Annotated in this window: 15 protein-coding genes; 9 read left to right on the top strand and 6 right to left on the bottom strand. The window is 68.3% G+C overall.

Translation table 11 applies throughout. The features are described 5' to 3' along the window. The first annotated feature begins 13 nt into the window (after positions 1 to 13). Both metF and EV646_RS04555 read left to right on the top strand, forming a co-directional pair. The gene (gene metF / locus EV646_RS04560; RefSeq protein ID WP_132144139.1) at positions 14 to 931 is read left to right on the top strand and encodes a methylenetetrahydrofolate reductase [NAD(P)H]; all 918 of its coding nucleotides are present in this window, start codon (positions 14 to 16) and stop codon (positions 929 to 931) included. A 73-nt stretch (positions 932 to 1,004) separates the two neighbouring features. Further along, on the top strand, positions 1,005 to 1,535 hold the full coding sequence (locus tag EV646_RS04555) for a SixA phosphatase family protein (protein ID WP_132144137.1): 531 nt from the start codon (positions 1,005 to 1,007) through the stop codon (positions 1,533 to 1,535). Between the two features lie 15 nt (positions 1,536 to 1,550). Here EV646_RS04555 and EV646_RS04550 read toward each other — a convergent pair whose 3' ends face one another. The 3 genes from EV646_RS04550 to EV646_RS04540 form a co-directional block, all read right to left on the bottom strand. Then, the gene (locus tag EV646_RS04550) at positions 1,551 to 3,755 is read right to left on the bottom strand and encodes a HelD family protein (protein ID WP_132144135.1); all 2,205 of its coding nucleotides are present in this window, start codon (positions 3,753 to 3,755) and stop codon (positions 1,551 to 1,553) included. Between the two features lie 92 nt (positions 3,756 to 3,847). Further along, positions 3,848 to 5,155: a phytoene desaturase family protein gene (locus EV646_RS04545; protein ID WP_132144133.1), complete on the bottom strand. Its 1,308-nt coding sequence runs from the start codon at positions 5,153 to 5,155 to the stop codon at positions 3,848 to 3,850. Continuing rightward, positions 5,155 to 5,766, bottom strand: coding sequence for a DUF4126 domain-containing protein (locus EV646_RS04540; protein ID WP_132144131.1), 612 nt, complete (start codon positions 5,764 to 5,766; stop codon positions 5,155 to 5,157). The genes EV646_RS04545 and EV646_RS04540 overlap by 1 nt, the downstream gene beginning before the upstream one ends. A gap of 146 nt (positions 5,767 to 5,912) precedes the next feature. Here EV646_RS04540 and EV646_RS04535 point away from each other — a divergent pair, with 146 nt between their 5' ends. Further along, positions 5,913 to 7,829: an N-acetylmuramoyl-L-alanine amidase gene (locus EV646_RS04535; protein ID WP_132144129.1), complete on the top strand. Its 1,917-nt coding sequence runs from the start codon at positions 5,913 to 5,915 to the stop codon at positions 7,827 to 7,829. Positions 7,830 to 7,919: 90 nt separating this feature from the next. Here EV646_RS04535 and EV646_RS04530 read toward each other — a convergent pair whose 3' ends face one another. Continuing rightward, positions 7,920 to 8,393, bottom strand: coding sequence for a YbaK/EbsC family protein (locus EV646_RS04530; RefSeq protein ID WP_132144127.1), 474 nt, complete (start codon positions 8,391 to 8,393; stop codon positions 7,920 to 7,922). Between the two features lie 22 nt (positions 8,394 to 8,415). Then, positions 8,416 to 8,982, bottom strand: coding sequence for a DM13 domain-containing protein (locus EV646_RS04525; RefSeq protein WP_132144125.1), 567 nt, complete (start codon positions 8,980 to 8,982; stop codon positions 8,416 to 8,418). A gap of 361 nt (positions 8,983 to 9,343) precedes the next feature. Between EV646_RS04525 and EV646_RS04520 the strand changes: the two genes are divergently transcribed. The 6 genes from EV646_RS04520 (at position 9,344) to EV646_RS04495 (ending at position 14,523) form a co-directional block, all read left to right on the top strand. Further along, positions 9,344 to 9,721: a DUF6504 family protein gene (locus tag EV646_RS04520; RefSeq protein ID WP_132144123.1), complete on the top strand. Its 378-nt coding sequence runs from the start codon at positions 9,344 to 9,346 to the stop codon at positions 9,719 to 9,721. Beyond that, the gene (locus EV646_RS04515; protein ID WP_132144121.1) at positions 9,718 to 10,191 is read left to right on the top strand and encodes an SAV_6107 family HEPN domain-containing protein; all 474 of its coding nucleotides are present in this window, start codon (positions 9,718 to 9,720) and stop codon (positions 10,189 to 10,191) included. Before EV646_RS04520 ends, EV646_RS04515 begins: the two co-directional genes overlap by 4 nt. A gap of 162 nt (positions 10,192 to 10,353) precedes the next feature. Continuing rightward, positions 10,354 to 11,565, top strand: a complete 1,212-nt coding sequence (locus tag EV646_RS04510) for a DUF480 domain-containing protein (RefSeq protein WP_132144119.1) — start codon at positions 10,354 to 10,356, stop codon at positions 11,563 to 11,565. A 272-nt stretch (positions 11,566 to 11,837) separates the two neighbouring features. After that, on the top strand, positions 11,838 to 12,863 hold the full coding sequence (locus EV646_RS04505; protein WP_132144116.1) for an ABC transporter ATP-binding protein: 1,026 nt from the start codon (positions 11,838 to 11,840) through the stop codon (positions 12,861 to 12,863). Further along, positions 12,863 to 13,675, top strand: a complete 813-nt coding sequence (locus EV646_RS04500) for an ABC transporter permease (protein WP_132144114.1) — start codon at positions 12,863 to 12,865, stop codon at positions 13,673 to 13,675. Before EV646_RS04505 ends, EV646_RS04500 begins: the two co-directional genes overlap by 1 nt. After that, entirely contained in the window at positions 13,672 to 14,523 is an 852-nt protein-coding gene (locus tag EV646_RS04495) for an ABC transporter permease (RefSeq protein WP_132144112.1), read from the top strand. The genes EV646_RS04500 and EV646_RS04495 overlap by 4 nt, the downstream gene beginning before the upstream one ends. On the opposite strand, the gene EV646_RS04490 is transcribed toward EV646_RS04495, so the two are convergent. Next, positions 14,520 to 14,879: a cupin domain-containing protein gene (locus tag EV646_RS04490; RefSeq protein WP_132144110.1), complete on the bottom strand. Its 360-nt coding sequence runs from the start codon at positions 14,877 to 14,879 to the stop codon at positions 14,520 to 14,522. The two genes, EV646_RS04495 and EV646_RS04490, sit on opposite strands and share 4 nt — an antisense overlap. Between the last annotated feature and the right edge of the window lie 128 nt (positions 14,880 to 15,007).

The following is a 15,007-nucleotide window of genomic DNA, read 5'->3' as shown; positions in this document are numbered from 1 at the left end:
GTAACCTATCGCCATGGCCCACGGTCTTCCTTCGACGCTTTCCGGCGGTACGCCCACGATCCGCGATCTGCTGGCGACCGGTGGCCGCTCCTTCTCGTTCGAATTCTTCCCACCGAAGACGCCGGAGGCCGAGGAGGTGCTGTGGCGATCGATCCGCGAGATCGAGCAGCTCCGGCCCACCTTCGTCTCGATCACGTACGGCGCCGGCGGCACCACCCGGGACGGCACGATCCGGGTCACCGAGCGGGTGGCGCAGGACACCTCGCTCACACCGCTCGGCCACCTCACCTGTGTCGCGCACTCGCGGGACGAGTTGCGCTCGGTGATCGGTGCGTACGCCGGAGCGGGCGTACGGAACATGCTGGCGCTGCGCGGCGACCCGCCGGGGGGCCCGAACCAGCCGTGGGTCGCGCACCCCGACGGGCTCAACCACGCGGTCGAGCTGGTCGAGCTGATCCGCTCGCTCGGCGACTTCTGCGTCGGGGTCGCGGCGTTCCCGGACAAGCATCCGGAGGCGGCGTCGCTGGAGGCCGATGCGCAGGTGCTCGCCGCCAAGGCGGCCGCCGGTGCGGACTACGCGATCACCCAGATGTTCTTCGGCGCGGACGACTACTTCCGGCTGGTCGAGCGGGCGGGCCAGCTGGGCTGCGACATCCCGGTGCTGCCGGGCATCATGCCGGTCACCAACATCAAGCAGATCCAGCGGATGGCGGAGCTGACCGGGATGGCGCTGCCGGCCGCGGTCACCGACCGGCTGCTCGCGGTCGAGGACGACCCCGGCGCGGTCCGGGCGGTCGGCATCGAGATCGCGACCGAGCTGTGCGAGCGCCTGCTGGCGGGCGGCGCGCCGGGCATCCACTTCATCACCCTGAACAGGTCCACCGCGACCCGTCAGGTCTACCTCAACCTCCAGTCGGCCGTCGTCTCCTGACCCAGTCGGCCGTCGTCCAGTGACCCGGTCTGCCGTCGTCCCGTGACCCGGTCCGCCGTCGTATCCTGACTCGGTGGCTGATCCGTCGGACCTTTTGATCGACCGTACGCTCGTCCTGCTCCGGCACTCGAAGGCGGTGCAGGACGAGTCGATGCCCGACTTCGAGCGCCCGCTCGCCGACCGCGGCCGGGCCGACGCCGCCGCGGCCGGCCGCTATCTCGTTGCCCAGGGCATCGACGCGGACCTGGTCCTGTGCTCACCGTCGCAGCGCACCCGCGAGACCTGGCGGTTCGCCGCCGAGGCCGGGGCGGCCGCGACCGACGTCTGGTACGACCGGCGCATCTACAACGCCGACGCCGATGAGCTCCTCGACGTCATCCACGAGGCGCCGACCGAGGCCCGCACTGTGATCCTGGTCGGCCACGGCCCCGGCGTACCGTGGCTCGCCGACGAGCTCGCCCTCGACGGCACCAGCCCGGAGCGGGTCGAACTCAGCCAGAAATACCCGACCTCCGGCCTCGCCGTCCTCCACCTGAGCTGCCGCTGGTCCGACCTCGGCCCGGACGACGCCGACCTGATCTCGTTCGTCGTCCCTCGCGGCTAGCGGCTCTACATACTTTTAAGGCAGCCAGTGGGTGGTGCTGTTGACGGTGACCAGTCGCTGAGTTGCCCGGGTCAGGACGACGTACAGGGCTCGTACGCCGCCGAGGGTATCGCTGACGATGCGGTCCGGCTCGACCACGACGACAGCGTCGTACTCGAGACCCTTCGACTCCAGGGGGCTGACCGCGACCACGCGGGGGTCGCCGAGCTCGCCGAGGACCGCGTCGATCCCGGGCCGTAGCTTCGGCGGCACGATCACGCCGACCGTGCCCTCGACCAGCTGGAGCAGCTCCGCGGCCGCGTCACCGGCGGCTTCGGAGACCTTGCCGTCGTCGAAGACTCGGTGCTCCGGTTCCACGCCAGTACGACGTACTGCGTCGGGCAGATCGGCGTCGGGCAGAGTCCGGCGGATCACCTCTCCGGCGAACTGGTAGATCTCGGCCGAGTTCCGGTAGTTGGTCGACAGCCGGAACGAGTGCCGCTGCAGGTGCGACAGCATCGAGTCCATCGCCGCACGGGCCTCGTCCGGGTCGGGCCACGAGCTCTGCGCGGGGTCGCCGACGATCGTCCAGCTCGCCTGCGGGCCGCGCCGAGTCACCATCCGCCACTGCATGGGGGAGAGGTCCTGCGCCTCGTCCACCAGGACGTGCGCGTACTCCTCCGGCTCCTCGGCCTCTCTGGCAGCCACAGCCCGGGCCCGGCGCTCAGATGTGGTGAGCACTTCGTTGACCCCGTCCGACAGGCCCTCCAGCCAGTCGAACTCTTCGTCCTTGGTCTCCGCGACCGGTGCGCGTCCCAGCAACGTGCTCAGCTCGTCCAGCAGGGCTACGTCTGCAATGGTGAACTCGTCTGTACTGCGGATCGCGTTGGCGAGCGCATCAATCTCTGTCGGAGTCAGGTCGTTGCGGGCCCACCGCTGCAACCGGCGTGGGTCACCGAGCCAGCGCAGTACGGACTCTGGGGTCAGCACCGGCCACCACTGGCTGAAGAATGTCCTGAACGCAGGTGTCTCGGTCACCTGGTCGCCGAAGGCTTCACGGTCTCCGTAGACGCCGTTGCGCAGGTCGTCGGGGAACCGCTGCCACAGCGCAGCGACCAGACCCTTGCGGGCTTCGGCAGCCGCTCTGTTGCGTGCCGTCCGCCGCAGCGCGTTCCGTCGTACGTTGTCCAGCTGGTTGGCGTCCAGCTCGACGGTGGCGCCGCCGACGAAGATCCGCAAAGTGCTGGGGGCGGTGGGCACGCGGTCGCGGGCAGCACGCGACAGTACGCCGCGCATCCGCAGTGAGCCCTTGATCGCGGCTACGTCGGCTTCGTCGACCGCGGTGGCCTTGACGCCGTCCACCAGCTCGCCGACCGCCTTCAGCGACACGGTGTTCTCGCCAAGGCTCGGCAGGACGCGCTCGATGTAGGCCATGAAGGCAGCGGACGGCCCGACGACCAGTACGCCGCCGCGCTCGAACCGCCGGCGGTCGCTGTAGAGCAGGTACGCCGCGCGGTGCAGCGCGACCACTGTCTTGCCAGTGCCGGGTCCACCGCCGATGACGGTGACACCGCGGGCCGGCGCCCGGATCGCCTTGTCCTGCTCGGCCTGGATGGTGGCGACGATGTCCCGCATCGTGTGACCGCGTGCCCGCGACAGGGACGCCATCAGCGCGCCCTCACCCATCACCGGGAGGTCCTCGGGTGCCCGCTCCGGCGCGAGCAGGTCGTCCTCGAGCCCGACGATCCGCGGTCCCTTGTTCCGCAGCACCCGCCGCCGTACGACGTTCAGCCGGTCGGTGGAGGTGGCGCGGTAGAAAGGCTCAGCGGCCGGGGCACGCCAGTCGATCACCAGCGGTTCGTACTCCGCGTCCCGGACACCGATCCGGCCGACGTACAGCTTCTCCAGGTCGGCTGCGCTCGCCGCGGCCTCCGTGTCGTCGCCGTGGTCGGAGTCGAGCCGGCCGAAGACCAGGCCCTCGTGCTCGGCGTCCAGCTCGGCGATCCGGCGGGCGGCGGCGAACACCAGCACGTCCCGCTCGTACAGACCGGTCTGCTCCTCCTCACGGACCCGGCCGACGTTCTGCGCCTGCCCGCGTTGGTGCCCTTCGACCGCGATCCGGGACGCCGACCGGGCAGCCTCCGCGACCCGGTCGTAGACCCGGTCGATGTGTTGCTGCTCGGCCGCCAGCTCAGCCCGCTCGACATTCTCGTGATCGGCCGATTTGGGGGATTGATCCACCGAGGTCCTCTCTACTGCCGGGCACCTATCCCGACATGGAACACATGAACGATCAATCCTACGTGGGACGGCAACCTGGACCCCAGCGGGTCTCAGGCTTTCCCGATGGCATCCGCCACTATTGCGGCGCCCAGCGTGGTGGCAGGTACGCCGGAACCCGGGTGAGCGCCCGCACCGACGCAGTACAGGCCCTTCACCGGCGAGACGTTGGCCGCCCGGCGCCGGGCCGTGCGATAGCCCTCCCACGCGACCCCGGCCCACCAGGACTGTGAGGTCTGCCGCGACACGACCTTGTCGCGGACGTGCAGCCCACGCGCCACCAGCAGGTCCAGTACGTCGTCCGTCGGGTAGCCGTGCACGAGCACCGACCACGCCTGGTGCCCAGCCGGTGCCTGACCACCCGTCCGTACGACGACTGTCGGCGTACCGTGCAGGACAGTCTCGAACGGCAGCACCGGCACTGGCTCCCGCAGCCCCAGATGTACGACGTACGCCGCTTGGGCCTGGTGTGTCGACAGCGCTCGCTTGCGCACCTTCTTGGCTGCCGGGTCGTCCACCAGCTGCCCGAAGAGGTCACGCGGGTCGATGTCGCTCACCACGATGTCCGCTGGGAGCTCAGCCCCATCAGCCAGCCGTACACCCGTCACAGCGCCCTGCGTTGTGGTGACAGCGACCACCTCGGCACCAGTGCGCACATCGACCTTCCGCTCGCTCGCCCGCTGCGCCAACGCGTCCGCGAGTACGCCGAACCCGCCCTCTATGGTCCAGCGGCCGAAGGTGCGCTCCAGGTATGACCAGACGCCGACGTACCCGGGTGTGAGCTTGGCTTCCGAGCCGCCCTGCGCTGCGAAGTACCGCAGTACGGCGCGAGCGCGCTCGTCGTCCAGCTGGCGCTGGGCTACCCGCTCCAGCGACTGCCAGGGCTTGAGCGCTCGTATGGCGCTCAACGGCAGCTTGTCCTGCAGCGGCGGCTCCAGCGACGTCTTGCGCAGTACCTGCCACGTCTCGCCGTAGGCATCGACCAGATCGGTCCATTGCTTGGCCACTGTGTCGCTGGCGAGGTCTGTCCAGGCTTCGAGTTGCGCACCGCGGTCGGAAATGGGCAGGTCGAGCACCGAGCCGTCTCCGAACATGTGCCGGCGTGGTTCGGTCACCGGCTCGAGCTGGACCAGGCTCTCGATCGGGCGACCGCTCTTCCGGAACAGGTCGCGCAGCGCGGCCGGCAGCGTCGTACTTGCTGCTCCTGCGTCCCAGCTGAACCCGTCTGCCTCCACGCGGCCCAGCACGCCGCCCAGGCGCCCGTCGCGTTCGCAGATGGTGACCTGGTGGCCGAGCTTGGCCAGCCGGACGGCACTGGCGAGACCGGCGAGACCGGCCCCGACGACAACTACGCGAGCCATCAGACGGCACTGCTCCCGGTCGCAGGGCCGGTCCGTTTCTCCCGCCACGCCTTGAACCGCTGGTAGCCGCGCCGGATGAACCGGAAGGCGACGTACACCCCGATCAGGCCGAGCAGCAGCAGGACCGCGGCGATGATGAGCGCGACCTCCGGGTGGAACGCGGCCAGCGACACCACGCCGGCGACCGCGATGTCCTCACCGGACGAGGCGGCGATGTTGGTGACCGGCTCGGGGGAGGTGTTGATCGCCAGCCGGAGGCTGGACTTGACCGCGTGTGAAAGCAGCGCGACGACGCCACCGATGGTCGCGATCACGGCCTGGTTCAGCGTGCTCGCCTCGCCGGACAGCAGGGCGGCGACGATCGCGCCGACGGTCGGCCGGATGACGGTCGAGATCGCGTCCCAGGCGGAGTCGACGTACGGGATCTTGTCGGCGACGAACTCGAACGCGAACAGGACACCAGCGGCGATCAACACGCCGTTGCTGGTCAACGCGGTGGGTACGTCGTCGGCACCGGCGAACCGGCCGAGCAGGCCCAGGATCAGCACGCAGGCGTACGCGTTGATGCCACTCGCCCAGCCCGTTGTGAACGCCAACGGCAACGCTTCCATCGTCCTGCTCCTCAGTTCCCAGCTGCTGTCAGTATTGAACCGATGATGGCGAGTTTTGGTTAGCCGTTGACATGTGCGCCGACTCGACCCAGAGTGATGCCAGTCTTGGTGACCGGCATCCGCCTCGTCGGGTTCAGGAGAACAACATGCGTCGTCGTCCGAAGATTCTCGCCGCACTGGCGGCGGTAGCGCTGCCCATGGCCGTATCCGGCGTGTCGTCCGGAGGCCCACCTGCCGTCGCGGCGACCCCTGGGCCGTCCGCCACGGTCGCATCGGCTTTCAGCGATGCTGCCGCGAAGTACGGCGTACCGGAGTCCGTGCTGCTGGCTGTGTCGTACGCCGAAAGCCGCTGGGACGACCATCAAGGTGCGTCCAGCACGGACGGCGGCTACGGCCCGATGCACCTCACTGCTGTCGACCCCACCACGGTGGTCGACCTGTCCGGTGAGCGCAAGATCGCCAAAGCCTCGTCGCTGCGCACGCTGTACAAGGCGTCCGACCTGACCGGGCTCGATCCTGTTGCCCTGCGCAATGACCCCACTGCGAACATCGCCGGTGGTGCCGCACTGCTGGCGTCGTACCAGAGGTCGCTTGGCCTTCCTGCTGGTGCCGAGACGTCTCCCGCATCCTGGTACGGCGCAGTGGCGTCGTACGCGGAGGCTTCGGACCGCGTGGGCGCAGCGGAGTTCGCCGACGACGTTTACTCGATCATGGCGCAGGGTGCCGCCCGTACGACGAACACCGGGCAGCAGGTTGTGATGCCGGCCGTCGCCGTCACGCCGGACAAGACGCAGGTCTCGAAGCTGGCGCTGCCGGCCGGCGTCAAGGCTTCGAGCTCTGGTGTGGAGTGCCCGCCGACCCTGGGGTGTGAGTGGCTGCCGGCGCCGTACGAGGAGTTCGGTGCCGGTGACTACGGCAACCACGACCTGGCGAACCGGCCGAAGACCGGCAAGATCGACTACATCATCATTCACGACACCGAGGGCACCTGGCCGGGTGTGCTCAACCTGGTGCAGGACCCGACGTACGTGAGCTGGCAGTACACCATGCGCTCGTCCGACGGGCACATCTGGCAGCACGTCAAGGCCAACGACGTCGCCTGGCACGCCGGCAACTGGTACGTGAACATGCACAGCATCGGCATCGAGCACGAGGGCTTCGCCGCGACTGGTGCGACCTGGTACACCGAGTCGCTCTACCGCAACTCGGCCAAGCTGGTGCGCTACCTGGCCGCCAAGAACGACATCCCGCTCGACCGGGCCCACATCATCGGCCACGACCAGGTACCGGGCACCATCCCGAGCACGGTCCGCGGCATGCACTGGGACCCGGGACCGTACTGGGACTGGGAGCACTACTTCGACCTGCTCGGTGCACCGATCTACGGCCACTCGGTCTTCCCGGTGCGTAAGGGCTCGATCGTGACGATCAAGCCGGGCTTCAGCGACAACGTCCAGGTCATCACCAACTGCACCGGTGCCGGCACCACCTGCACCCCCCAGGGCACCAACTTCGTCTACCTGCGTCAGGCGCCTGACGACGCCGCTCCGCTGGTCAAGGACCTCGGCCTGCACCCGGACGGCACCGACAGCACCACTGTGGTCTCTGACATCGGTGCACGAGCTGCGGCTGGTTCGCAGTACGTCGTAGCGGACGTGCAAGGGGATTGGGTCGGGGTCTGGTACCTCGGAGCGCTGGCGTGGTTCAAGAGCCCGGCGTCGGCACCGGATGCCTTCGCCAAGCCGGGTCTGGTGGTGAAGCTCAAGGCGGACAAGACGTCGGCGCCGGTGTATGGGCGTGCGTACCCGGAGCAGTCGGCGTACCCGGCGGGTATCCCGTACCAGACCGTCACGCCGCTGCAGTACACGATCGGCGACGGCCAGGCGTACCCGGTGGGTGACGCGTCGATCGAGACGGACTACTACCGAGCCGTCACCTTCGCCACCGAACCCCCGGCCGACCACGTCCAGGTCCTCGGCACGGACCGCTACTACCAGATCTGGTTCGGCCACCGCATGGCCTACGTCCGAGCAGCCGACGTAGACCTGAAGCCGGCCTTCTAGAACCGGCCTTCTAGAACTGCCTGCGACCGACGAAGCCGTCCAGCCTGGTGCTGGACGGCTTCGTCGTACTTGTTGCTGTCGGTGAGCTGATCAGTTGACGGTGGTCGGGGTGCCGTTGGTGAGTTTGAGGAGTTCGGCGTAGGTGGTGGGGAAGACCGAGTGGGGGATGCCGGCGGCTGCCCAGATGACGTCGTACTGCTCGAGGGCGGTGTCGACGTACGTCGGGACCGGGTGCGGGTGGCCGACCGGGGCGACGCCGCCGATCGACTGGCCGGTGTGCTCCTTGACGAACTCCGGGGTGGCGCGGCGCAGCTTGCTGATGCCGAGCTCGGCGGCGACCTTGGCGGTGTCGACCCGGTGGGCGCCGGAGGTCAGGATCAGTACCGGGGCGCCGTCGCCGTCGAAGATCAGGCTGTTCGCGATCGCGCCGACCTCGCAGCCCAGCTCGGCGGCCGCGGCCGCCGCAGTCGGGACCGCGTCGTCCAGGATCACGATCTCACCGGTGGACCCGGCCGCCTGGAGCGCGTCGGCCACCCGTTGCACGTTGGGATGATGATTGCTCACCCTCGGCAGCTTATGCGGCGTGTCACGTGGATTTGAGCTCAGCTGCCCCGAAGGACACGTTGAAGCGGTCGCACCAGATCGCGACGCTTTGGAAGTCGTCGAGGCGCACTTCTTTGGGGATCGGGTAGTTCTGGCTGCCGTGATTGCCTTTCAGGCCTCCCAGGCTGCGGTATCGACCGTCGTCGAACACATGCCAGCCGTTCTTGCCGACGATCACCGGGGCGTCGCTGAGCCAGACCTTGAGGTCGGGGCCGTCGGAGGTGTCGAGGTTCTCCAGGCGGAGGATGCGGGAGCCGTCCGGGAGTCGCAGTACGGCGACTGTGCCGGAGGTCTCGTGTTCGTGCGTGATCAGCTTCCCGGTGAGGAGGATTTCCGGGGCCGTTGGCCGGTGACTTGACGGGGCTCCGGAAATTGTCGGTGGCGTCGTCGACGATGAATTCGTGGAGATCGGAACGGCGCTGGGTAGCGCTTCGTCGACGACTTTGTCGGTGAAGAGCCGCCACGGCTGGAAGAGCGGCAACGCGACCGCCAGGACCACGACGGCACCAGCCGCCGCGGCGATCAGTGCCGCCCGCCAACGCTTCCGCATCGCTTCCCCTTCCGCCTGTACGACGCACGCCGGTCTTGTCCTGACACCAGTGTGGGCGGCGGATGGCGTACGTGGGGACGCGCCGGGCTTACGGCCCGTTGACGATTCCCACCCGGCGGCGATAGTCTTCGAGTGTTCGAACAGATGTTCGATTACCTCCGGCCCGGCTTCGTCGGGAGGCCGGCCAGGGGTGATCCGGACAGCTGGACGGCTCCGGTGTGGAGTTGCGGCCGCATCGGAAACCGGTGGTTCCGGCGGGCCGGGCACCGAGGTGGAACTCGACCCCCACCTCGTGTCCACCCGCCGGACCGCCGACCGGGCCGTCGATCAGGGGCAGTTCGTACACAGGAGGCGATGGAGCATGTGGGAGTTCGACGAGGCCGTCGAGGTACGCACGGACGTCGAGAACGGCGTCGACACCCCGGCCCAGTTCCTGTGGCGCGGACGCCTCTGGCGTGTCTGCTCCGTCCAGGCCCACTGGACCGAAACCGCCGCCTGGTGGGAACGCGGCACCATCGGCCGCGGCCTGAGCACCGCCGTTGCTCCAGTCGGCGTGGACGCCGCGGCTGTCGGCGGTAGTCCCGCGGCGGTCGGCGTACTGGATGCGGATTGGGGCCCACGACGCGCGGTGTACCGGGTGGAGGCGGGGTGCGGCCGGCAGGGGCGGCGCGAGCTGTTCGATCTCGCGCACGACCCGGACTCCGGTCGCTGGCAACTGGAAAGGGTGATGGACCGATGACAGTTTCACCGGTGTCGCCGGCGGCTGCCGGAGCGGCCAGCCGGGAGCTCTCCCGGGCGCGGGCCGCGCTCGCGGAAGCCGTGGAGACGAGCGATCACCTGATCCGTTACTCGAGCGCTCACATCGCAGCCCTCCGGGTCGCGGCGGCGGTCCTCGCCGTTCGGGCTCGCCCGGTTCGCTCGGGCCCGCGCCGCCGGGTGCAGCGCAACGCCTGGGTCCTGCTCGCCGAGGTCGCTCCCGAGTTCGGTGAATGGGCCACCTTCTTCGCCGCCGGCGCCGCCCAGCGCGCCGCCGCCGAAGCCGGCCTCGAACGCGCCGTCAGCACGCGCGAAGCCGACGACCTCATCCGCGCCGTCGAAACCTTCTACACCCAGGTCGAAGCCAGTCTCCGGCTCTCCACCACCCCGGTCCTCACCGCCACCACCGACCCCCAATCAGTCCTCTCCCAACCCTGGATGCAAGCCAGCTGAACCAGCACTCCACCCGGTCCACTCGACTGGCGCGGGAAACTTCGATCGGATGGCGGATGAGTCGGAGAGATGCAACGGCGCCGGCTTCGAACCCATCGAACTGATCGACCCGAAACCTACCAACCCGGCTAGCTTGGTCGGGTTGGGCTTTAGGGTCTTCTTGTGAGCGATCTTCCTGTTCTCGACGCCGAGGATCAGCGGGTGCTGGGGAGTCTGCTGGAGAAGCAGACGACGGTGCCGGCGTCGTACCCGTTGACTGCCAACGCGCTGCGGACTGCCTGCAATCAGACGAGTAATCGGGAGCCCGTGGTCGAGTACGACCAGGGGACGGTGGAGCGGATCGCGCGGTCGCTCAAGGAGCGGGAGTTGGTGCGGACCGTGTGGGCCGGCGCGGGCCAGCGGACGCTGAAGTACCACCAGACCCTTGATGAGCGGCTCGGGCTCGAGCCTGACGAGCGGGCGCTTCTGACTGTCCTCCTCCTTCGGGGCGCACAGTCGCCCGGTGAGCTGCGGACCCGCGCCGAGCGACTGCATGCGTTCGCCGATCGTGGCGACGTCGAGGCTTGCCTGCGCAAGATGGCGGCGCGGCCTGAGCCACTGGTGCGCGAGCTCGAACGTCGCCCCGGTCAGCATGACCGGCGCTGGATCCACCTCCTCGGGCCGGTGCCGGAGCAGGCCGCGCCGGTCGCCGCCGAGACGGTCGACCGGGACGTGGTGATTGCCGACGGGCCGGATGCGCGTGACGCTCGGGTGCGTTCGGCGTACGACGCTGTCGCCACGGCGTACGCCGATCAGCTGCTGGACGAGCTGGACGGGCTGCCGTTCGAGACCTGGCTGCTGGATCGGGTGCTCGCTCACGCCGGCGGACGGCCGGTGGTGGAGGTCGGCTCAGGTCCCGGACACGTCACCGCTTACCTGGCCGCCGGCGGCGCTGACGCCACCGGGATCGACCTCTCTCCCGAGATGGTGGCCGAGGCGCGGCGGCGCTTCCCTGACGGGAACTTCGAGGTCGGGGACCTTCGGCGGCTGGGCCGACCGCTCACGAGCTCCGGGTGGGCCGCGGTCCTAGGGTGGTACTCCCTGATTCACCTAGCGGCCGCCGAGCTTCCCAACGCGGTCGCGGCGCTGGTGCGCCCGCTCGATCCCGGCGGCTGGCTCGTCCTCGCCCTGCACGCCGGGACCGAAGTCCGTCACCGCGACGAGCTCTTCGGCCACGAAGTCAACCTCGACTTCGTGCTGCACGACCCCGCCTTCGTTGTCGGAGTCGTCGAGGCAGCCGGCCTCGTCGACATCGAGTGGTACCTCCGCGGCCCCATCCCCGCCAGACAAGAAACCACCCAACGCCTCTACGTCGTCGCCCGCACCACCTCCTGAGCCCGCCTGGCACAGGAACTTGTGGGTCGGCACAGGCTATTGCCTGTGCCAGCCCTCGCGTTGGTGTGTCAGGCCCCGTGTTGGTGTGTCAGGTCTCGCGTTGGTGTGCCAGCCGGTCGGCAACCGAGCGGGAAACCTGGTGGACAGCGGTTTTCGGGGTGGCTTAGCGTTTCTGTTGGCAGCCGTATGTCGGAAGGACCAGAGGAGATTGCGCTCTGCGCTGACGCTGCCCGGTCCGATTTACAACCGACTCTCGAAAGCGGTGCTCATCCGTGACGCACGCATTCATTGACCTTCAGCCGCCGGTGATCGCGGCGAACGACCTCAGCAAGAGCTACACCTTCCACAAGCAGCAAGCCGGTCTCGGCGGCGCGATCAGGAGCCTCGTACGGCGTACCTACGAGACCCGGCTCGCGGTCGACAAGATCAGCTTCACCATCAATCGCGGCGAGGTCGTCGGCCTGCTCGGCCCGAACGGCGCCGGCAAGACCACCACGCTGAAGATGCTCTCCGGCCTCCTGTACGTCACGTCCGGCGAGCTGGAGGTCCTCGGCTTCACCCCGTCGGATCGCAAACACGACTATCTGCGGCGCATCGCGCTCGTGATGGGGCAGAAGACGATGCTCTGGTGGGACGTCCCCGCGATGGAAAGTCTCCTGCTGCACAAGGAGATGTACGGCCTCACGACGAAGGAGTTCGAAAGCAACGTCGCCGAGCTCGCCGAGCTGCTCGAGGTCCAGGACCTGCTGAACGTCCAGGTGCGCAAGGTCTCCCTCGGCGAGCGGATGAAACTCGAGCTGATGGCGGCGCTCGTCCACGGTCCGGAGATCCTGTTCCTCGACGAGCCGACGATCGGCCTCGACGTGGTCGCGAAGGCGCGCGTACGGACGTTCCTTGCCGAGGTCAACAGGCTCCGCGGCACCACGATCCTCGTCACCAGTCACGACATGGACGACATCGAGGCGCTCTGCTCGCGCGTCATGATCATCGATCACGGGCGCCTGCAGTACGACGGAAGCCTGGAACAGCTCGTGCACACGGCTCGCCCACGCAAGCTCGTACGGGCGACGTACGCGACGAACGTCGACGGCGGTCGCCTCGCCAAGCTCGAGGGCGTGACCGCGGTCGACAGCGCCGATCAGACGATCAAGCTCGAGGTGGACCGCGAGCGGGCCGGCGACGTGCTCGAGCAGCTGACGCGGATCGGTCCGCTGGTCGACCTCGACGTGGCGGATGCCGACATCGAAGAGATCATGCGCGACCTCTTCCAGCGCCGCAGTACGTTGGGGGACGCGTGATGGACACAGTCGTGCGTAACCTCCGGGTGCTGCGCCGGATGACCGCGGCGCAGATCGTCCAGCAGTCCATCTATCGCGGTGCGTGGATCATCTTCATGGCGGCCAACATCTGCGTGCCGATCATCTCGCTGCTCATCTGGCGGACCGCGATCGCGAACGGCGCGCAACTCCCGATCGACGATCGGTACGTCACCAGCTACTTCGTGGTGCTCAGCTTCGTCACGATGGCGACGTCGTCGTGGTTGACGGGCTTCCTGGCCAACGACATCAGGCTCGGCAAACTCTCCAGCTGGATGGTACGTCCGGCGTCGCTGCTGCTGACCTTCGTCGCCAACAACGTGGCGGAGAAGTTCCTGAAGCTGTTCGCGCTGGTGCCGATGATCGGCGTGCTGTGGTGGATCTTCCGCGACTCGATGAACCTCCCGGCCGGCCCGGACCGCTGGGCGGTGTTCGCGGTCAGCCTCGTGCTCGGGGCGATCCTGGTGTTCACCATCGACATCCTGATCGCATCGCTCGCGTTCTGGATGGACGATGTCACCGCGCTGGCGCAGGCCCGGGTGCTCATCGCGAGTGTCCTGTCCGGTGCGGTCGTGCCGCTCGCGCTGATGCCGGACTGGTCGCGCGGCTTCGTCGACAATCAGCCGTTCAGGTACACGGTGTCGTTCCCGGTAGAGATCGTCGCCGGCGGCTTGTCGGGCCAGGAACTCCTGGTGGGCTTGGGGATTCAGGCGGCGTACGTGTTCGTGTTCGGGATCCTCGCGCGTCTCGTCTGGGCGGTCGGGATCCGGGCGTACTCGGCGGTGGGCGCATGAGTGAGATCCGTACGTACGCCGACAATCGGCAGCCGCTCGACCGGAACTGGCTGCACAAGCAGTGGCGCCACCTCCGGCTGTGGCGGCGGTTTCTCTTGCAGGCGGTGGTCCGCGAGACGCATTACCGCGCGCACTTCGCCACCACGTTGCTCGTGGGCCTGGTCCAGCTCGGGCTCGGCATCGTGCCGATCCTGCTGCTGTTCGGCTTCACCCAGGAGGTGCACGGCTGGTCGCGAGCGGAGGTGATCACGCTCGTCGGGGCGTACCAGATCATCACCGGCCTGATGGCGGCCTTCGTCGCGCCCAACTTGCAGCGGATGACGGAGTACATCGCCGAGGGCGAGTTGGACGGCGTGCTGCTGCGGCCGGTGTCGAGCCAGCTCTACCTGACGCTGCGGTGGATCAACGTCGCGGAGCTCAGCAACGTCGCCAGCGGCATCGCCGTACTGGTGATCGGCCTCGTGCAGTCGGGTGCCAGCCCGAATGTGCCGCAGCTTCTGCAGGCTTTCGTACTCGCGGTCTGCGGGCTGGCGCTGCTTTCCACTGTGTGGAGTGCGATGTCGTTCCTCGCGTTCTGGCTGCAGTCGGTGAACCCGATCGGGTTCATCTACCTCAACCTGGTCGAAGCGGGCCGGTATCCGCTGGTGTTCTTCCCGGTGCCGGTGCGGGCGTTCCTGACGTTCGCATTCCCGGTGGCATTCGCGACGACGTACCCAGTGCAGGCGCTCGCGGGCGACCTCGGCTGGACGCCGGTCGCCGGCGGGATCGCGCTGTCGGTGGTCGCGGTCACGCTGGTCCGGATGCTGTGGCGGCGCGGGTTGCGGTCGTACGCGAGCGCGAGCTCCTAGCCCTTGGCGTAGATCTCGGCTGCGTGGGACTCGAATTCCAGGCTGACTACCGGCTCGTCTCCGACGACCCAGGCATCGTGGCCCGGCTCGATGATGTAGGCGACGCCCGGGACCACCCGCGCCTTGGAGCCGTCGTCGTGGACGACCTCCATCTCGCCGGTGAGGATGGTGCCGATGTGCCGGACCTGGCAGGAGTCGCCGCCGACGACGGGGCGGATGCACTCCGACCAGCGCCAGCCGGGCTGGAAGGTGATCCGGGCGACGCTGGCGCCCGGCAGCTTGACCACGTCGACGCTCGTCTTGTCCGGCGTACGGCGCTCATCGGGCTCGTCGAAGGATTTGCTGTGGATGGTCATGGGGTTCCCTCCCTGGTCGGTGTTTCTCCCCTTTCTTCAGACGATCGCGCGACCGGCCTTCTGTGCACAAGCTCCGGGGCTTAACACCCTCTTACGGAATCCGGTATGGCCGGGGAAGTAGGGTGTGG

The organism is Kribbella antiqua (genome assembly GCF_004345665.1).
GTDB lineage: Bacteria > Actinomycetota > Actinomycetes > Propionibacteriales > Kribbellaceae > Kribbella > Kribbella antiqua.
The sequence above is the reverse complement of the archived record's forward strand: the minus strand, read 5'-3'. Positions and strand labels throughout refer to the sequence as shown.

Coding starts and splice junctions, on each gene's coding strand:
- metF (WP_132144139.1), top strand. CDS start 14: ATGGCCCACGGTCTTCCTTCGACGCTTTCCGGCGGTACGCCCACGATC.
- EV646_RS04545 (WP_132144133.1), bottom strand. CDS start 5,155: ATGGCTCGCGTAGTTGTCGTCGGGGCCGGTCTCGCCGGTCTCGCCAGT.
- EV646_RS04540 (WP_132144131.1), bottom strand. CDS start 5,766: ATGGAAGCGTTGCCGTTGGCGTTCACAACGGGCTGGGCGAGTGGCATC.
- EV646_RS04535 (WP_132144129.1), top strand. CDS start 5,913: ATGCGTCGTCGTCCGAAGATTCTCGCCGCACTGGCGGCGGTAGCGCTG.
- EV646_RS04525 (WP_132144125.1), bottom strand. CDS start 8,982: ATGCGGAAGCGTTGGCGGGCGGCACTGATCGCCGCGGCGGCTGGTGCC.
- EV646_RS04520 (WP_132144123.1), top strand. CDS start 9,344: ATGTGGGAGTTCGACGAGGCCGTCGAGGTACGCACGGACGTCGAGAAC.
- EV646_RS04515 (WP_132144121.1), top strand. CDS start 9,718: ATGACAGTTTCACCGGTGTCGCCGGCGGCTGCCGGAGCGGCCAGCCGG.
- EV646_RS04500 (WP_132144114.1), top strand. CDS start 12,863: ATGGACACAGTCGTGCGTAACCTCCGGGTGCTGCGCCGGATGACCGCG.
- EV646_RS04495 (WP_132144112.1), top strand. CDS start 13,672: ATGAGTGAGATCCGTACGTACGCCGACAATCGGCAGCCGCTCGACCGG.
- EV646_RS04490 (WP_132144110.1), bottom strand. CDS start 14,879: ATGACCATCCACAGCAAATCCTTCGACGAGCCCGATGAGCGCCGTACG.